Raw genomic sequence first — 15739 nt, 5'->3', positions numbered from 1 at the left:
TATGGACTGCCTTTTTAAAAATGTATGTGTAAAAGAATAAAGTTAGAAGAATGTACAAAAAATAACGGAAATGACTAGGAAGGATTGATTGCAATGAAAACACTTCGATTACTTGCCGTTTTAAGTGCGATATTCGTCTTGTTCGGCTGTATGAATAATAAAAAAAATGAAAATGCACAAACCGATCAAAATGCACCGCAGCTTACAAAAGTTAATCAAACGGCTGATAATAAGGAAAAAGGAACGAAAGGAAACCAGGCTGTTTCCAAACACCTTGTTCAACTAGCAACTGGTATTCCCGGTGTTAGAGATGCAACAGCAATAGTATTAGGTCCTTATGCTGTAGTTGGAATTGATATTGACCGAAAATTAGATAATTCACGTGTAGGAACGATCAAATATTCTGTTGCCGAAGCACTTAAAGAAGACCCGAACGGAAAAAACGCTGTAATTACCGCGGATCCGGATACAGTTGAAAGATTGCGCCAAATGGGCAGAGAAATTCGCCAAGGTCATCCTATTGGAGGCATTATGAGAGAGCTTTCGGCTATCGTAGGCCGGTTAATGCCCCAAATACCGCAAACATCACATACAAAAAAACCATCTCCTACTGAGACGAATAACAAACAGCTTAATAATAAAAATGAACAGAAACTAAAAAATGAACAGCAGAAACAAGAAAAATCAGATAAGAACCAGCCTCAACGCCTGAAGAATGCACAATAACAAAAGCCCGTATGTCTTTTCTTACTGACGTACGGGGTTTTGGTTTAATTTAGGTTTTTCTTTGTGGTATACTTACACAAAGAGGTGAAATACGATGCGTGTAAAATGCGTATTATGTGATAATATTGAAGTCATTGAAAACGAATGTTTACTTGCAAAAAAATTAAGAAATCGTCCTATACACACTTTTATGTGCGAAAAATGCAAAGAGCGTATTACTGACAAAACAGCACAGAGGGCTGCAACAGGTAATTTCACTTTATATAGAAGTCCTGACACCAATAACGATTGGTAAAAGTAAGTTAAAAATTCATACATGATAAAACTCGCTGGTAGAACACAGCGAGTTTTTTGTTTTGCCTGAGCCCTCAGTTTCGCAGGTCGTTTCGAGGAGAGGAGTAATTAGCCACAACTTGCATAATTACTAGGAATTGCGATGAGTAACCACAGGAGCTTACTATGCCTACATATGCACCCAAAAACAAAGCGAACGAAGAGATTCACAGCTTATCAATTAACAAAACAAAAAAGAGTGCTGAAAAAAATTCAGCACTCTTCATTGAACCTTGGTTCATTCGCAATTCCTTCATATAGAGCATCAATCATATCCGCAAAAAAACGTTCGGATTGATCAACACCATCCGCCGTGAAGTCCACAATATAAAATGGACCTTTTAACGAAACAGACAGGTTTTCAACTTTATGATCTTCTTTTAAAATCTCGCTAAAAAAATCAAACGTATCTTTTGCTGCTAAATCAGCTGGCCGTTCTTCATGAACCTTTTTTATACTTAGCCAATTTGAAAGAGCGTCTGTAAGCTTCATTTAAGAGATCCCCTTACTCAGCTTTTTCTTTCTTGCTTTGGTGCAGTCGTACCTTATAAATAATAAGGATTAGCGCTGCTGCAATTAAGCCTTCCGCGACCGGAAGACCGATCCCGAAAAAAGCAAGCGGTACACACCCTATAATTAAAAACAGATAAATTACTGCTGTTTTCAATGGGGGCAGTTTTTTTGCGAATCCTAATTTAAAAACAACGATACTTAGTACGGTGATGAGTAAATAAAGCAGTAAAAAACCTCTGACAGGATCATCCTGAATGCCTAATAGCAAAGCAATCGATGATGAATCTTCCCCAGTTGCTGCCATGATATTGTTTTCTTTCACGAGTCCCACTCCCGCTCATCAAAAAGAAGTTTAGTTTGAAGCAAGCTTCTTTTTCTTCTCGATTCTTTCACGTTCACTCTTATCAAGAATTTTCTTGCGAAGACGGATGCTTTCAGGTGTTACTTCACAATACTCGTCATCATTCAAGTATTCAAGAGCTTCTTCCAATGACATAATACGCGGCTTTTTCATACTTACTGTTTGGTCTTTGTTTGCGGAACGCATATTAGTCATTTGCTTCATTTTAACAATATTTACTGTGATGTCATTCTCACGAGTGTGCTCCCCAACGATCATACCCGTGTATACTTCTGTTCCTGGTTCGATAAAGATCGTACCACGGTCTTCAACACCCATAATTCCATATTGAGAAGCTTTTCCATTCTCCATAGAAACAAGAACACCTTGACGGCGGCCACCAACATTACCAGCAACCATTGGCTGATAGCTGTCAAATGTGTGGTTTAAGATTCCGTAACCGCGTGTTTGTGTTAAGAACTCAGTTGTGTAACCGATCAATCCTCGTGCAGGTACCATGAACTCTAGACGAACTTGTCCAGAACCATTGTTAACCATGTTCTTCATATCACCTTTACGGTCACCTAATGATTCCATGATCGCACCTGTGTATTCTTCAGGGATGTCGATTTGTACGTGTTCAACTGGCTCACATTTAACGCCGTCAATTTCTCGTACGATTACTTCAGGTTTTGATACTTGGAGCTCAAATCCTTCACGACGAAGGTTTTCAATCAAGATTGAAAGGTGAAGTTCACCACGGCCTGAAACGATCCAAACATCTGGTGATTCAGTGTTTTCAACGCGTAAACTTACATCTGTTTCAAGTTCAGACATTAAACGCTCTTCAATTTTACGGCTAGTTACGAATTTACCTTCACGGCCAGCAAACGGCGAGTTGTTAACAAGGAACGTCATTTTAAGAGTTGGCTCGTCAATACGCAGAACCGGAAGTGCTTCTTCTTTCCCTTCTGGACAAACCGTCTCACCTACGTTGATCTCTTCCATTCCTGAAACTGCAATAAGATCTCCAGCTTTTGCTTCAGTAATTTCAATACGCTTTAAGCCTAAGAAACCAAATAGTTTTGTTACTCGGAACTTCTTAACAGATCCGTCTAGTTTCATAAGTGAAACTTGCTGACCAACTGAAATTGTTCCACGGAATACACGTCCGATTCCGATACGTCCAAGGTAATCGTTGTAATCAAGCATCGTTACTTGGAATTGAAGCGCCTCATCACTGTTATCCACAGGAGCAGGAATAGTATCAATGATCGTATCAAGCAAAGCTGTCATATTTTCATCTTGCTTTTCAGGATCCATACTTGCAGTCCCTTTTAATGCAGATGCATAAACAACCGGGAATTCTAACTGATCTTCTTCAGCACCAAGCTCGATAAACAAGTCGATTACTTCATCAACTACTTCTTCAGGACGAGCGAAGTCACGGTCAATTTTGTTAACGACAACGATTGGTGTTAATTTTTGTTCTAAAGCTTTTTTCAAAACGAAACGAGTCTGAGGCATACAACCTTCATATGCATCAACAACAAGAAGTACACCGTCTACCATTTTCATGATACGTTCAACTTCTCCGCCGAAATCGGCATGTCCAGGCGTATCCATAATGTTAATACGCTTGTCGTTATAATTGATTGCTGTATTTTTCGCTAGAATGGTAATTCCGCGCTCACGTTCAAGAGCGTTTGAATCCATAGCACGTTCGTTTACTTGTTCATTTTCACGGAACGTTCCTGATTGATGAAGCAGTTTGTCCACTAGTGTTGTTTTACCGTGGTCAACGTGGGCAATAATCGCTATATTGCGTAAATCTTCTCTTCTATTCAAAGTTATTCTCTCCTTATAACTATATCTCTTTAAGTCATTTTTTTGTTCAACTTGACTATTATATCATATTTTTATGTTTAGGCTTTTTCTTTTTACTTAAATTCGATACACTTAATAGTAAGTATAGACAAGTTTTCTACAGTGGAGGTCATCATGAAGGCAATTTTCTTTATTATTTCGCTGTTAACGGCATTATCCATTTGTGGTATTGGTGTTGCAATTGGTGAAAAAAGTTTTCTTATTTTTATTATTTCTGTAGTTTTGGTAATTATTTTGATGGGGTTAGGATTTACGTTAAGAAAAAAACAAAGAGAGCGTTCGTAATTGAATGCTCTCTTTTTTTATTTGGATTTATTTTCTAAAAACTTTTTTTAAAAGCTTATTACTAAAAATTATTGCTATTTCGAGTTAATGTTTGAGAAATTCTTCATGGAAAAGTTAATTGGAGCGGAATGGGTGAGACTCCTGCAGGATGAGTGGGACAGACGAAAAGCGAAAACGGTTTGTACCGCTCCGACAAGCAAAAGGGAGATGGGCTAAGAAGGCGCTTTTTGCCTTCAGGACCATTTAACTTTTGATCTCGAGGGGCTAACCGTTGTAGCTAGACAGGTGAGATTTCTCACTGTACACAGTACGGAGGGGGCTCACCGCACACCCTGCGGAAAGCGAGCCCATGCAGCGGAATTGACCTCTTTCAATAGCAACAAAATTTACGAAAACAGCTTTTTATTTTAATAAATGATCCAGCATTTCTCCATGGAGACCTGGTTTGCTCGCAAGGATGCTGTTTTGTTCGAGTAGACGGATTGGTTTCCCATCAGCATTTGTTGCGATTCCGCCTACTTCATTTAATAAAATAATTCCCGCTGCAAAATCCCACGGCGACAGTCTCATTGTTAAATATGCATCTATTTTTCCTGAAGCCACATAAGCCAGTTCAATTGCCGCAGATCCATAAGATCTAGTTCCTCTGGATTTTCTAACAATGCTTTGAACATTTTCATGATTAATTCTTCGATTCGGACCTACCCAAGTCGCATTCACACCAATTACAGCTTCAGATAGTGCAACATTTTCAAGCATCGGGAGCTTAACATCATTCAGGAAAGCACCTTCACCCTTTTTAGCGAAGAAAAAATCTCCGCTTGCAACATCAAAAATAATCCCTAAAATTCCAACTCCATCTTCATAAATACCGATTGAAATTGCGAAATTCGATTGCTGATGTACAAAGTTTGTGGTCCCATCAATCGGATCAATAATCCATATGACACCTGATTTGCTTTGAACGTCATCACCATAGCCTTCTTCACCCAGTACTTTATGGTCTGGAAATGATTCTTGGATTTTTTGAATAAAAAATTGTTCGACCTTCTTATCCATATCCGTGACAAGGTCTGCGATATGAGACTTATATGTAATTGTTAATGTGTTCTCAAATGAGTCTTTTAAAAGTTTCGCAGCTTCCAGCACCCACTTTTTTGCGGCTTGTTCAATTGTGATCCATTTCTCATTTTTCATCAATACCACCCCTTGCCTTTCCATATTAGTATATGCCATATTGCGTTTCATCACAAAAAAACGAACCATCCTTTCTTGATGGATTCGTTTTTGCTATCCGCTCTTTTGTTGAATCATGCTTCCAATCTCACGAGCTCCAGCCGTAATCGTTCTAATTTACGTTTACATTCATTAATCTGTTTTTGATCTTTTTCTTTTAAAGCATCGAACAATGTGGCCAACTCATAATCAATCTCAAGTTTCAGTACAGGTATTCTTCTTTCAGCATCCGTTCGTTTAAGGGTGTTAATTACTTGTTTCATTGCCGGCACATCCTTTCTTTTTCGTTTTCGTTTGTTTATTTTATGAATGGCAGATGTATATGGAGACGGCTTTTACGCAAACATTTTTTATTAAAGAGGCTTGTGTGATAGAATTTTTTGTATCGTTTCTAAATCAGGAGGAATAAGCTCATGTCGTTTAATGGATTTCAGGAAGAAGATTTTAACGTGTTTCAAACAGATGGTCTAGAGCAGCGAATGGAACAGATCATCAATCATATCCGTCCTAAACTTGAAACACTTGGAAAAAAATATGCTGATGAATTAACCGTTTTAACCGGTGAGGAAATGTACTTTCATGTGGCAAAACATGCCAGACGGACTGTGAATCCTCCGAAGGATACTTGGGTCGCATTTGCACCAAATAAAAGAGGCTATAAGATGCTTCCTCATTTTCAGATTGGATTATTCGGGACGCATGTTTTTGTTTGGTTTGCTTTAATATACGAAGCACCGATTAAAGATACATACGGGAAAGTGCTTAAGAAAAATCTCAAAAAGATTAAAACTAAGATCCCGGATTCCTTTGTCTGGTCGGATGATCATACAAAACCTGAAAGCTTCAAACATCGTGACGTTAAGAAGAAAAAATTAGAAGAAATGGCATTGCGTCTAAGTACCGTAAAAAAAGCTGAGCTGCTATGCGGTATTCACATACCAAAAGATGAGGCTGTTAAAATGTCTGCACATGATTGGTATGACCGCTTGGATGAAACATTTAAAACGTTAATGCCCCTCTACGCGTTAAAAAAGGAACTTTAATAAAAAAAGTGGCAGGAAGCAGGTTTTCTACTGCTTCTTACCACTAGTATATTGCCGTCATGCACAAATGTATGGGTATGTATCACTATTGTTAGAAAAGTGTTATAAAAGGCTGTTCCATTTTTGCTGAACAGACTTGGCTTCTTCCTTAATCTGCCGGAATAGTTCTTCCACTGTAAGGATTTCTTTAATTCTTCCGATCACTTGGCCAGCCCATCCAAATCCCTCGGTCTCATCGCCTTCATAAATAAACTTTCGGTTAGCTCTTCCGCTTATATATGATTTTAAATGTTCATAGGTTGCATTCTTGCTTTCTTCTTCAATTATTTTTTGTGCGAAAGCAGTATTCAATGTTCTACCAGGCATACCTAATTGTCTTTTTATTACGACTGTGTCGTTTTCTGTGCCTTCAAGGATTCTTTTTTTATAGTTCGGATGAGCGTGTACACATTCTTGCGTAGCAATAAACCGTGTTCCCATTTCAATCCCTTCGGCACCTAAAGCGATAGCAGCCATAAGTCCTTTTCCATCTCCTATCCCCCCCGAACCGATAACAGGAATAGATAGGCTTTCAGCAACTTGAGGGATTAAAACGAATGTACCAATATCATCTTTGCCAATATGCCCTCCCCCTTCTTGTCCGACAGCCATTACAGCATCTGCACCTAATTGTTCTGCTTTAATAGCCTGTCTTTTACTTGCTACAAGAACGAGCTTTTTGACAGTCGTATTTTCTAATCTTTTTAAAACTGGTGCGGGATTTCCTCCTGTTATACTAATGACTTCAACACCTTCTTCAATAGCTGTCTCCAGCATCTCTTCATATGTCCTGCCGTGTTGTCCGATGGCGAAGTTAACTCCGAATGGTTTTGAAGTCAGATTTTTCGTCTTCCTGATTTCTGTTTGCAATGATTGGGTGTCCGGCAGAGACATCGCCGTGATCTGGCCAAGCCCTCCTGCGTTTGAAACCGCAGCTGCCAGCTCGGAATAGGCTAAATAAGCCAATCCCCCTTGTATAATTGGTATTTCTATATTAAGCATCGTTGTAATTCGTGTTTTAAACATTAAAATATCCCCCTTGAAAATTCAATCATTTACTTACATCTTCATGCATTTTCTGTTATAATTCATTTGTTTTATAAATTATTGATATTGCATTTAGTTCATAATAGATGAGGTGTAGTAAAAATTGTCTCAACACGAAACTCCATTGTTTACAGGCTTGCGTAAACATGCAAGCAATAACCCATTACAATTTCACATTCCTGGTCATAAAAAAGGGCAAGGGATGGATGAAGAATTTAAAGATTTTATTGGACCGAACGCCCTTTCAATTGACTTAATCAACATTGCACCACTCGATGATCTGCATCACCCAAAAGGGATGATCAAGAAAGCTCAAGAATTAGCTGCACAAGCTTTTGGAGCTGATCATACGTATTTTTCCGTACAAGGAACGAGCGGTGCCATAATGACGATGATAATGTCTGTTGTATCACCTGGCGATAAAATTATCGTACCAAGAAATGTTCATAAATCAATAATGACAGCAATCGTATTTTCCGGAGCAACCCCGATCTTTATCCACCCGGAAATTGATCTTGAGTTGGGGATTTCTCACGGAATCACGCCTGACAGCGTAGAGAAAGCTTTGAATCAGCATCCTGATGCGAAAGCAGTACTTGTTATCAACCCGACATATTTTGGATTTGCTGCTGATTTAAAAGAGATCGTGACAATTGCTCACAGATCGAATGTTCCGGTACTTGTCGATGAAGCACATGGTGTTTTAATTCACTATCATGATCATATGCCGCTATCAGCTATGCAAGCTGGGGCAGATATGGCTGCCACAAGTGTTCATAAACTCGGAGGATCATTGACCGGCAGTTCCATTTTAAATGTTAAAGAAGGTCTTGTCTCTCCTGAACGTATACAGACTATTTTAAGTATGCTTACAACGACTTCTACTTCTTATATTTTGTTAGCTTCATTAGATGCTGCACGAAGACGTCTCGCTACTGAAGGATATACGCTCATCGAAAAAACATTACGACTGGCAAATGAAACAAGAGCTAAAATTAATGATATTCCTAACCTTTATTGTGTCGGCGAAGAAAGACTTGGTACATCCGCTACATTTGATTACGATCCTACAAAACTGCTAATTTCTGTAAAAGATCTTGGAATAACTGGGTATGAAGCAGAAACGTGGCTTCGTGAAGAACATAACATCGAAGTTGAACTATCCGATTTGTATAACATACTTTGTTTAATTACAACAGCAGATCATGAAAGAGATACAATGATACTAGTTGAAGCTCTCAATCAATTATCAGCAATAAAGAGTTCTTCTGAAACAACTGAAGTGCAATCTCTGCTTCCTGTACACGTTCCAGATATACCGGTTTTGGCTCTTTCTCCGCGTGATGCTTTTTACGCAAATACTGAAAGCATTCCTTTTGATGAATCAGCCGGAAGAATTATTGCTGAGTTCGTCATGGTATATCCGCCAGGCATTCCAATTTTCATTCCTGGTGAAATTATCACAAAAGAAAATTTAGCTTATATTAAAGAAAATCTTGAAGCTGGGTTACCTGTTCAAGGGCCAGAAGATGCCAGCTTAAATTATTTAAAAGTGATTAAAGAACAAGTAGCGATACGCTAGCCGCAAAAAAAGAAGACCGTTTGCCGGTCTTCTTTTTATTTCTTATTTCTCCAATTTAGCTTGCTCTTGGCAATGTGGACATTTTTTAGAATATAAAGTGGTTACCTTCTCTTCTTCAAAATGTTCAATTGTTGTTTCACATGTTTGGCAAATGATTACTCCCATCCGATCCATCTCCCTTCACATTTTGAAAGCGCTTACTGTTTATACTTGTATAATATTATGTCACAATTAATTTGTCAACGGTTTTTAGTATAACACATTAAAAAAATATGATTATTAATCATATTGTTCAACAACGGGTAGTGTTGGTACAGCTTCTTCAAAAAACAATGCTAAATCTTCTGCTTCTTTGAGAGATTTAATATGAAATACTTGCTTAATATAATCAAGGTTTCTCATATCATTGGAATCCAGCAATGCTGATCTGCCGGTTTGCATGCAAACCACAAGTGGCTTGCCAAAAAACATATTCGTATACACAATCCCAAAATCATAGCGCACCGTATCTGTTGTAAACCCTACAAACCTAACGTTCACTGATTCACTTTCATCATACAATTTTTCAAACCATTCCATATTACCCCTCCTCGTATGATTGAAATGCTCTCAATGCCGTATAGTATGCCGATCTGCAATGTATTGAAATAATCACTAGTGAAATACGTTTTGAGTGTATAGGTTATTCCCTTGTTCAATGGTGCTTAAACTTATATTGTCAAAATCTTCTTAATATATGATAAACTATTCTATGTACATTTATTGTTAAAAATGACCTATTGGAGTGAGGTACATTGTCCAAAAATGCCTATATTAAGCTTGTTCCTGCATCTCTGAAACAAAACATTACTGTGGAAGAAGTTAAAGAATTATTCAATTTTTTTATGACCAACACAGCAAAAACGGGTGAACAGCTCTCATGGGGTTACTCCGAAGCTGCATTTCCCTATACAATTGAAGAAAAAGAAGATGCAAATGGGAACTGGTTTTATTTAAAAGGAAAAGATCCTCGAACACACAAATATATCTTAGTAGGTGTGGGAACGGAAGAAGGAGAAGATCACACTCATACTAGCTATATCCAATTCACTCTTACTGATATTTCCACACATGGTGACAAAGGCAAGGCGAATGAATACTGCAAATATTTAGCGGCTAAATTAAAAGGAGAATTGCATCTCTTTAATGGAAGGGTTATGTATCATTACCCGAAAAAGTAATAATTCCGCGAAAACTGAGGAAGTCCAATCATATGATTGGACTTCCTTGTTAGATAGTGAAAAGCACAATTCTTCCTATCAAATAAATGGATGCTGCAGACAAAGATAACAAAATAGAAAGCTTCGTGTTTTGAATCAATCTTAAAGCAACAAGATAGCCAAAATAAGCAAACATGAACATTAATATCGTTTCATAAAAAGAATGATCATGATGCGAAAGATATAAAACCAAAGAATATCCGCACCAGATCACAGCTTGACTAATTAAACAAAATAAAATAATCATCATGTCCTCCATCACATACTATTAGTAAATGGTATGTGACAAGGCAGAAAATAAGTCTTGGCAGAAACACAATTTGATAATACTAAGCACAACAAAACCCCCTTTGTGAACGTATCACAAAGGGGGTTTATTGATGCATTATTTTACAATGTGAACAGGTAATCCGATAGCCACTTCAGCAGCTTCCATTGCAATTTCTCCAAATGTCGGATGAGCATGAATTGTCATCGCGATATCTTCAGCTGTCATTCCTGCTTCAATCGCAAGACCTAACTCAGCAATCATATCAGATGCGTTTCCGCCTGCAATTTGAGCCCCAAGTACCAGTCCATCTTCTTTACGAGTGATTAATTTCATGAAACCATCAGTCTCGTTCATTGATAGGGCACGACCGTTAGCTGCAAATGGGAATTTAGATACGGTTACGTCAAATCCTGCATCTTTAGCTGATTTTTCGTCATAGCCAACTGTAGCAAGTTCTGGATCAGTAAATACTACCGCAGGAATCGCCATATAGTCGATTTCAGCTGCATGTCCACTGATAACTTCCGCTGCTACTTTACCTTCATAAGAAGCTTTGTGAGCTAGAGCTGGTCCTTCAACAATGTCACCAATGGCATAGATGCCATTTACGCTTGTTTGAGCTTTTTTGTTGATTTTAATCAAGCCGCGCTCAGACATTTCAACGCCAACTTGCTCAAGACCAAGTTCTTCAGTGTTCGGACGACGGCCAACTGTAACAAGAACATAATCAGCTTCAAACGTTTTAGATTCACCTTTAATTTCTGCTGTAACTGTTACACCGTCTTTTGTTTCTTCTACGCCTTTAGCCATTGCTTCAGTGAATACTTCAACATTGCCCTTTTTCTTCAAGCGTTTAGATACCACTTGGCTCATTTGCTTTTCAAAACCAGGAAGGATTTGCTTGCTTCCTTCAAGAATGGTTACTTCTGTACCGAAGTTAGCATAAGCAGTTCCAAGCTCCATACCGATGTATCCTCCGCCGATTACAACCATCTTTTTAGGAACTTCTTTAAGTGCAAGTGCTCCTGTAGAAGAAATGACACGGTCACTCCATTTGAAACCTGGGATTTCAATCGGACGTGAACCTGTTGCAATAATAGCGTTTTTGAATGTGTAAGTCTGAGAATTCTTTTCATCCATAATACGAACTGTGTTTTCGTTAACGAAATACGCTTCACCACGAATGATTTCAACTTTATTTCCTTTAAGAAGACCTTCAACACCGCCTGTAAGCTTTTTAACAATACCAGCTTTCCAGTCTTGGACTTTGCTGAAATCAACAGTTACGTTTTCAGCTTTAATCCCCATGTCTTCAGAGTGTTTAGCATGTTCAACACGGTGACCTGCATTAATTAAAGCTTTTGATGGGATACAACCGACATTCAAACAAACGCCGCCCATCTCGCCTTTTTCCGCAATAGCCACTTTTTGTCCTAATTGTGCAGCACGAATTGCCGCTACATATCCCCCAGGACCTGAACCAATAACAAGTGTGTCTAACTCAATCGGAAAATCTCCTACTACCATCGAATTACGCCTCCATTACTAATAGTTGTGGATCGTTCAACAAACGCTTAATGTGATTCAATGCATTTTGTGCAGTTGCACCATCGATCAGACGGTGGTCGAAGCTTAGAGAAAGAGCCAATACTGGTGCAACAACAACTTCTCCATCTTTAACAACTGCTTTTTCAGCGATACGGCCAATACCAAGGATCGCTACTTCTGGGTGGTTGATAACCGGTGTGAACCACTGTCCGCCGGCAGAACCGATATTTGTGATCGTACAAGATCCGCCCTTCATTTCTTCACCAGACAGTTTACCATCACGAGCTTTTGTAGCTAGTTCATTGATTTCAGAAGAGATCTTAAAGATCGATTTACGATCAGCTTCCTTTACAACTGGAACCATTAATCCGTTATCTGTATCAGCTGCAATACCGATGTTGAAATAGTGCTTGTACACGATTTCTTCATTTGCATCATCAATGGATGCATTCAATACAGGGTACTCACGAAGAGCTGATGTTAATGCTTTTACCACATATGGAAGATAAGTTAACTTAATACCTTTATCCATCGCAACTTGTTTGAACTTCTTACGGTGTGCAACAAGATCAGTAACGTCCACTTCATCCATTAGTGTAACATGTGGAGCTGTATGTTTGGAGTTAACCATCGCTTTTGAGATCGCTTTACGGATTCCTTTGATCTTCTCGCGAGTTTCCATTTCTCCAGCCGGGATAGCTTTTGGAGCTTCTTTCTTAGCTGTGTCAGCCTTTTGTTCTGCTTGTTCAGCTTTAGGAGCTTCAGTTGCTTCTCCTCCACCACTAGCAAATTTGTCGATATCTTCTTTAAGTACACGTCCATTATCTCCAGAACCTGTAACTTTACGGATATCAATCTCTTTTTCACGAGCATATTTACGAACAGAAGGCATAGCAATTACGCGCTTCGTTTCGTCAACTGGTTCTTCTTTAGCTGTATCTTCAGTCTTTTCAGCTGTTTTCTCAGTTTCTTTAGCTTGATCAGCCGTAACTTCTTTTTCTTCTTTCGCTTTTGGCTGTTCAGGAGCTTCTTCACTGTCACCATGTGCAGATGGAGGAATTTCTCCTTCCGCTTCGATTGTTAAAAGTACATCACCAACAACAGATACTGTACCTTCGTCTACTTTTAATTCTAAAATTTTACCGTCTACTGGAGATGGAATTTCAACTACGGCTTTGTCGTTTTGAACTTCAAGCAGGATATCATCTTCTTTAATTGTATCCCCTGCTTTTACAAACCACTTTACAATCTCACCTTCGTGAATTCCTTCACCAATATCGGGAAGCTTAAATTCAAATGCCAAGATTAACGCCTCCTATTTGTTCAATCTAATTTTGTCACTGATGTGAAAAGGCTGAAAGAAGCAGTCTCAAATAGACAGCCCTTTCAGCTAATTTTCAATTTTTTAGAAATTGTAGACTTTCTTCGCTTTCTCTACAATATCACGATGATCTGGAAGCCAAACATCTTCAGCAGATGCAAATGGGAAGACAGTATCTGGTGCAGTAACACGCAGTACAGGAGCTTCTAGGCTAAGAATTGCACGGTCGTTAATTTCAGCTACAACGAACGCACCGATACCAGCTTGTTTTTGTGCTTCTTGAACAACGATTGCACGGCCTGTTTTTTCAACAGAAGCAACAATTGTGTCAATATCCAGCGGACTGATCGTACGAAGGTCAATTACTTCAGCAGAGATGCCGTCTTTTTCAAGCTCTTCTGCAGCTTTTAATGAAGCATGGACCATAGCTCCATAAGTAATGATCGAAACATCTTTACCTTCACGTTTCACATCTGCTTTCCCGATTTCAATTGTATATTCTTCCTCTGGCACTTCACCACGGAAAGAACGGTACAGCTTCATGTGCTCTAAGTAAACAACAGGATCATTATCACGAATCGCTGAAATCAAAAGACCTTTTGCATCATAAGGTGTTGCCGGAATAACAACTTTAATTCCTGGCGTTTGATACATTAAACCTTCAAGGTTGTCTGCATGCAATTCAGGCGTTTTAACTCCACCGCCAAATGGTGAACGAATGGTTACTGGAGAATTGTAAACTCCTCCTGAACGGTAACGCATACGTGCCATTTGTGCAGCAACTGAATCGAATACTTCAAATACAAAACCGAAGAATTGGATTTCCATAACCGGACGGAAACCAGTAAGCCCAAGACCTATTGCAAGTCCCCCAATTCCAGACTCTGCAAGAGGAGTATCAAACACACGATCTTCACCGAATTCTTTTTGAAGTCCTTCAGTCGCACGGAATACTCCTCCGTTTTGACCTACATCTTCACCAAACACGAGCACATTTTCATTGTTTTTCAATTCTGTGCGCATTGCGTCTGTAATTGCTTGAATCATGGTCATTTGAGCCATATTATTTCGACTCCTTTGCTGTATATTCTTCTAATTGCTCACGAAGGTTAAAAGGCACTTCTTCAAACATAAAGTTAATAAGGTCTGTAACTTTTTGCTTTGGCGCTCCATCAGCTTTTTTGATCGCTGCTTTAATATCTTCCTTCGCTTGATCAACTACTTCATTTTCTTTCTCTTCAGTCCAAAGGTTTTTCTTTTCTAAGAATTTACGGAAACGAACAAGTGGATCTTTCTTTTCCCACTCGTTATCCAAATCCTTAGTACGGTAACGAGTCGGATCATCACCAGCCATCGTATGTGGACCATAACGATACGTTAATGTCTCGATTAATGTAGGGCCTTCACCATTTACAGCACGTTCACGAGCTTGTTGTGTAGCTGCATAAACAGCAAGTACGTCCATTCCGTCAACTTGAATGCCTTCGATACCAGCTGCAACAGCTTTTTGAGCAATTGTTTTTGCCGCAGATTGCTTTTCAACTGGAACGGAAATCGCAAAACGGTTATTTTGAACAACAAAGATTGTGTTTGCTTTATAAGCACCTGCAAAGTTAAGACCTTCATAAAAGTCACCTTGTGATGCTCCACCGTCACCTGTATAAGTAATACAAACATTTTTAAGATTCTTTTTCTTTAATCCAAAACCAACACCGGCAGCTTGAATAATTTGTGCACCGATAATGATTTGAGGCATAAGTACGTTTACTTCTTTAGGAATCTGACCGCCTTCGAAATGTCCGCGTGACCATAAAAATGCTTGAGATAATGGAAATCCGTGGAATACAATTTGAGGAATATCACGGTAACCTGGTAAAATCCAGTCTTCCTTATCTAATGCAAATTGTGATCCAAGCATTGAAGCTTCTTGGCCAGCAACTGGTGCATAAAATCCTAAACGTCCTTGTCTGTTTAATGAAATCGCACGCTGATCCCAAATACGAGTGTAAACCATGCGACGCATAATTTCTTGGAGCTGTTCATCAGATAAATCAGGCATTGCTGATTCATTAACTACTTCTCCATCTTCTGAAAGAATTTGAAAAGTTTCAAATTGATCTTGAACAGCATCAATTGTTTTCGCCATGAAAAGTCACCTCTTCCTTTCTTTTAACCCTGTCAATTTTCCCTATCTATAAAAAGCTGCACATATTTTACAGGTTGCCCAAAGTACTGCGTTTTTAAGACAGGTTTTCATATATTAAAGGCTTTAAGGCATACCCTCAGCTACCAATAGAAGTTTTCCCTTG

19 protein-coding genes are annotated in these 15739 nt (G+C 38.8%); 6 read left to right on the top strand and 13 right to left on the bottom strand.

The genetic code is table 11. From position 1 onward, the window contains the following. Positions 1-93: 93 nt before the first annotated feature. Together J2X07_RS05265 and J2X07_RS05260 are read left to right on the top strand one after the other, a co-directional pair. Positions 94-726 (top strand): YhcN/YlaJ family sporulation lipoprotein, encoded by a 633-nt coding sequence (locus tag J2X07_RS05265; RefSeq protein ID WP_310257280.1) that lies wholly within the window; start codon positions 94-96, stop codon positions 724-726. A gap of 94 nt (positions 727-820) precedes the next feature. Further along, a complete protein-coding gene (locus tag J2X07_RS05260) occupies positions 821-1021 on the top strand; it encodes a YlaI family protein (RefSeq protein ID WP_310257279.1) in 201 nt (66 codons plus the stop codon). 251 nt (positions 1022-1272) lie between these two features. Here J2X07_RS05260 and J2X07_RS05255 read toward each other — a convergent pair whose 3' ends face one another. From J2X07_RS05255 to typA, 3 genes are read right to left on the bottom strand one after another with little or no spacing between them, the layout of a single operon-like run. Continuing rightward, complete coding sequence (locus J2X07_RS05255; protein WP_310257277.1) at positions 1273-1551, bottom strand: hypothetical protein; 279 nt, start codon at positions 1549-1551, stop codon at positions 1273-1275. Positions 1552-1564: 13 nt separating this feature from the next. Further along, the gene (locus tag J2X07_RS05250; RefSeq protein ID WP_396193567.1) at positions 1565-1894 is read right to left on the bottom strand and encodes a YlaH-like family protein; all 330 of its coding nucleotides are present in this window, start codon (positions 1892-1894) and stop codon (positions 1565-1567) included. A gap of 30 nt (positions 1895-1924) precedes the next feature. Beyond that, positions 1925-3760 carry a translational GTPase TypA gene (typA, locus tag J2X07_RS05245; protein WP_310257275.1) on the bottom strand — a complete coding sequence of 612 codons (1836 nt, stop codon included), beginning with the start codon at positions 3758-3760 and terminating at the stop codon, positions 1925-1927. Between the two features lie 153 nt (positions 3761-3913). Between typA and J2X07_RS05240 the strand changes: the two genes are divergently transcribed. Continuing rightward, positions 3914-4084 carry a DUF5325 family protein gene (locus J2X07_RS05240; protein WP_310257274.1) on the top strand — a complete coding sequence of 57 codons (171 nt, stop codon included), beginning with the start codon at positions 3914-3916 and terminating at the stop codon, positions 4082-4084. 402 nt (positions 4085-4486) lie between these two features. Here the strand turns inward: J2X07_RS05240 and J2X07_RS05235 are convergent, their stop codons facing one another. Continuing rightward, a complete protein-coding gene (locus tag J2X07_RS05235) occupies positions 4487-5281 on the bottom strand; it encodes an inositol monophosphatase family protein (RefSeq protein ID WP_310257272.1) in 795 nt (264 codons plus the stop codon). A gap of 113 nt (positions 5282-5394) precedes the next feature. After that, positions 5395-5583: a hypothetical protein gene (locus J2X07_RS05230; protein WP_310257270.1), complete on the bottom strand. Its 189-nt coding sequence runs from the start codon at positions 5581-5583 to the stop codon at positions 5395-5397. A 150-nt stretch (positions 5584-5733) separates the two neighbouring features. Between J2X07_RS05230 and J2X07_RS05225 the strand changes: the two genes are divergently transcribed. Continuing rightward, a complete protein-coding gene (locus J2X07_RS05225) occupies positions 5734-6363 on the top strand; it encodes a YktB family protein (RefSeq protein WP_310257269.1) in 630 nt (209 codons plus the stop codon). A 102-nt stretch (positions 6364-6465) separates the two neighbouring features. Here J2X07_RS05225 and J2X07_RS05220 read toward each other — a convergent pair whose 3' ends face one another. Beyond that, the gene (locus tag J2X07_RS05220) at positions 6466-7428 is read right to left on the bottom strand and encodes an NAD(P)H-dependent flavin oxidoreductase (RefSeq protein WP_310257267.1); all 963 of its coding nucleotides are present in this window, start codon (positions 7426-7428) and stop codon (positions 6466-6468) included. 124 nt (positions 7429-7552) lie between these two features. Here J2X07_RS05220 and J2X07_RS05215 point away from each other — a divergent pair, with 124 nt between their 5' ends. Continuing rightward, the gene (locus tag J2X07_RS05215) at positions 7553-9031 is read left to right on the top strand and encodes an aminotransferase class I/II-fold pyridoxal phosphate-dependent enzyme (RefSeq protein WP_310257266.1); all 1479 of its coding nucleotides are present in this window, start codon (positions 7553-7555) and stop codon (positions 9029-9031) included. A gap of 42 nt (positions 9032-9073) precedes the next feature. Here J2X07_RS05215 and J2X07_RS05210 read toward each other — a convergent pair whose 3' ends face one another. Both J2X07_RS05210 and J2X07_RS05205 read right to left on the bottom strand, forming a co-directional pair. After that, complete coding sequence (locus J2X07_RS05210) at positions 9074-9196, bottom strand: GapA-binding peptide SR1P (protein WP_310257265.1); 123 nt, start codon at positions 9194-9196, stop codon at positions 9074-9076. A 114-nt stretch (positions 9197-9310) separates the two neighbouring features. Then, positions 9311-9610 (bottom strand): DUF3055 domain-containing protein, encoded by a 300-nt coding sequence (locus tag J2X07_RS05205; protein ID WP_310257263.1) that lies wholly within the window; start codon positions 9608-9610, stop codon positions 9311-9313. A 215-nt stretch (positions 9611-9825) separates the two neighbouring features. Here J2X07_RS05205 and J2X07_RS05200 point away from each other — a divergent pair, with 215 nt between their 5' ends. Further along, entirely contained in the window at positions 9826-10251 is a 426-nt protein-coding gene (locus tag J2X07_RS05200) for a DUF1885 family protein (RefSeq protein ID WP_310257261.1), read from the top strand. Between the two features lie 49 nt (positions 10252-10300). Here J2X07_RS05200 and J2X07_RS05195 read toward each other — a convergent pair whose 3' ends face one another. From J2X07_RS05195 to pdhA, 5 genes are all read right to left on the bottom strand, one after another. Beyond that, positions 10301-10537: a hypothetical protein gene (locus J2X07_RS05195; RefSeq protein ID WP_310257260.1), complete on the bottom strand. Its 237-nt coding sequence runs from the start codon at positions 10535-10537 to the stop codon at positions 10301-10303. A gap of 138 nt (positions 10538-10675) precedes the next feature. Then, positions 10676-12088, bottom strand: a complete 1413-nt coding sequence (lpdA, locus tag J2X07_RS05190) for a dihydrolipoyl dehydrogenase (protein ID WP_310257258.1) — start codon at positions 12086-12088, stop codon at positions 10676-10678. Between the two features lie 4 nt (positions 12089-12092). After that, positions 12093-13412: a dihydrolipoamide acetyltransferase family protein gene (locus tag J2X07_RS05185; RefSeq protein ID WP_310257256.1), complete on the bottom strand. Its 1320-nt coding sequence runs from the start codon at positions 13410-13412 to the stop codon at positions 12093-12095. 102 nt (positions 13413-13514) lie between these two features. After that, positions 13515-14492 (bottom strand): alpha-ketoacid dehydrogenase subunit beta, encoded by a 978-nt coding sequence (locus tag J2X07_RS05180; RefSeq protein WP_310257254.1) that lies wholly within the window; start codon positions 14490-14492, stop codon positions 13515-13517. 1 nt (position 14493) lies between these two features. Further along, on the bottom strand, positions 14494-15576 hold the full coding sequence (gene pdhA, locus J2X07_RS05175) for a pyruvate dehydrogenase (acetyl-transferring) E1 component subunit alpha (RefSeq protein WP_310257252.1): 1083 nt from the start codon (positions 15574-15576) through the stop codon (positions 14494-14496). Positions 15577-15739 lie beyond the last annotated feature (163 nt).

Source organism: Fictibacillus barbaricus, from assembly GCF_031457135.1.
GTDB lineage: Bacteria > Bacillota > Bacilli > Bacillales > Fictibacillaceae > Fictibacillus > Fictibacillus barbaricus_A.
This window is presented reverse-complemented; position numbering and strand designations above follow the sequence as displayed.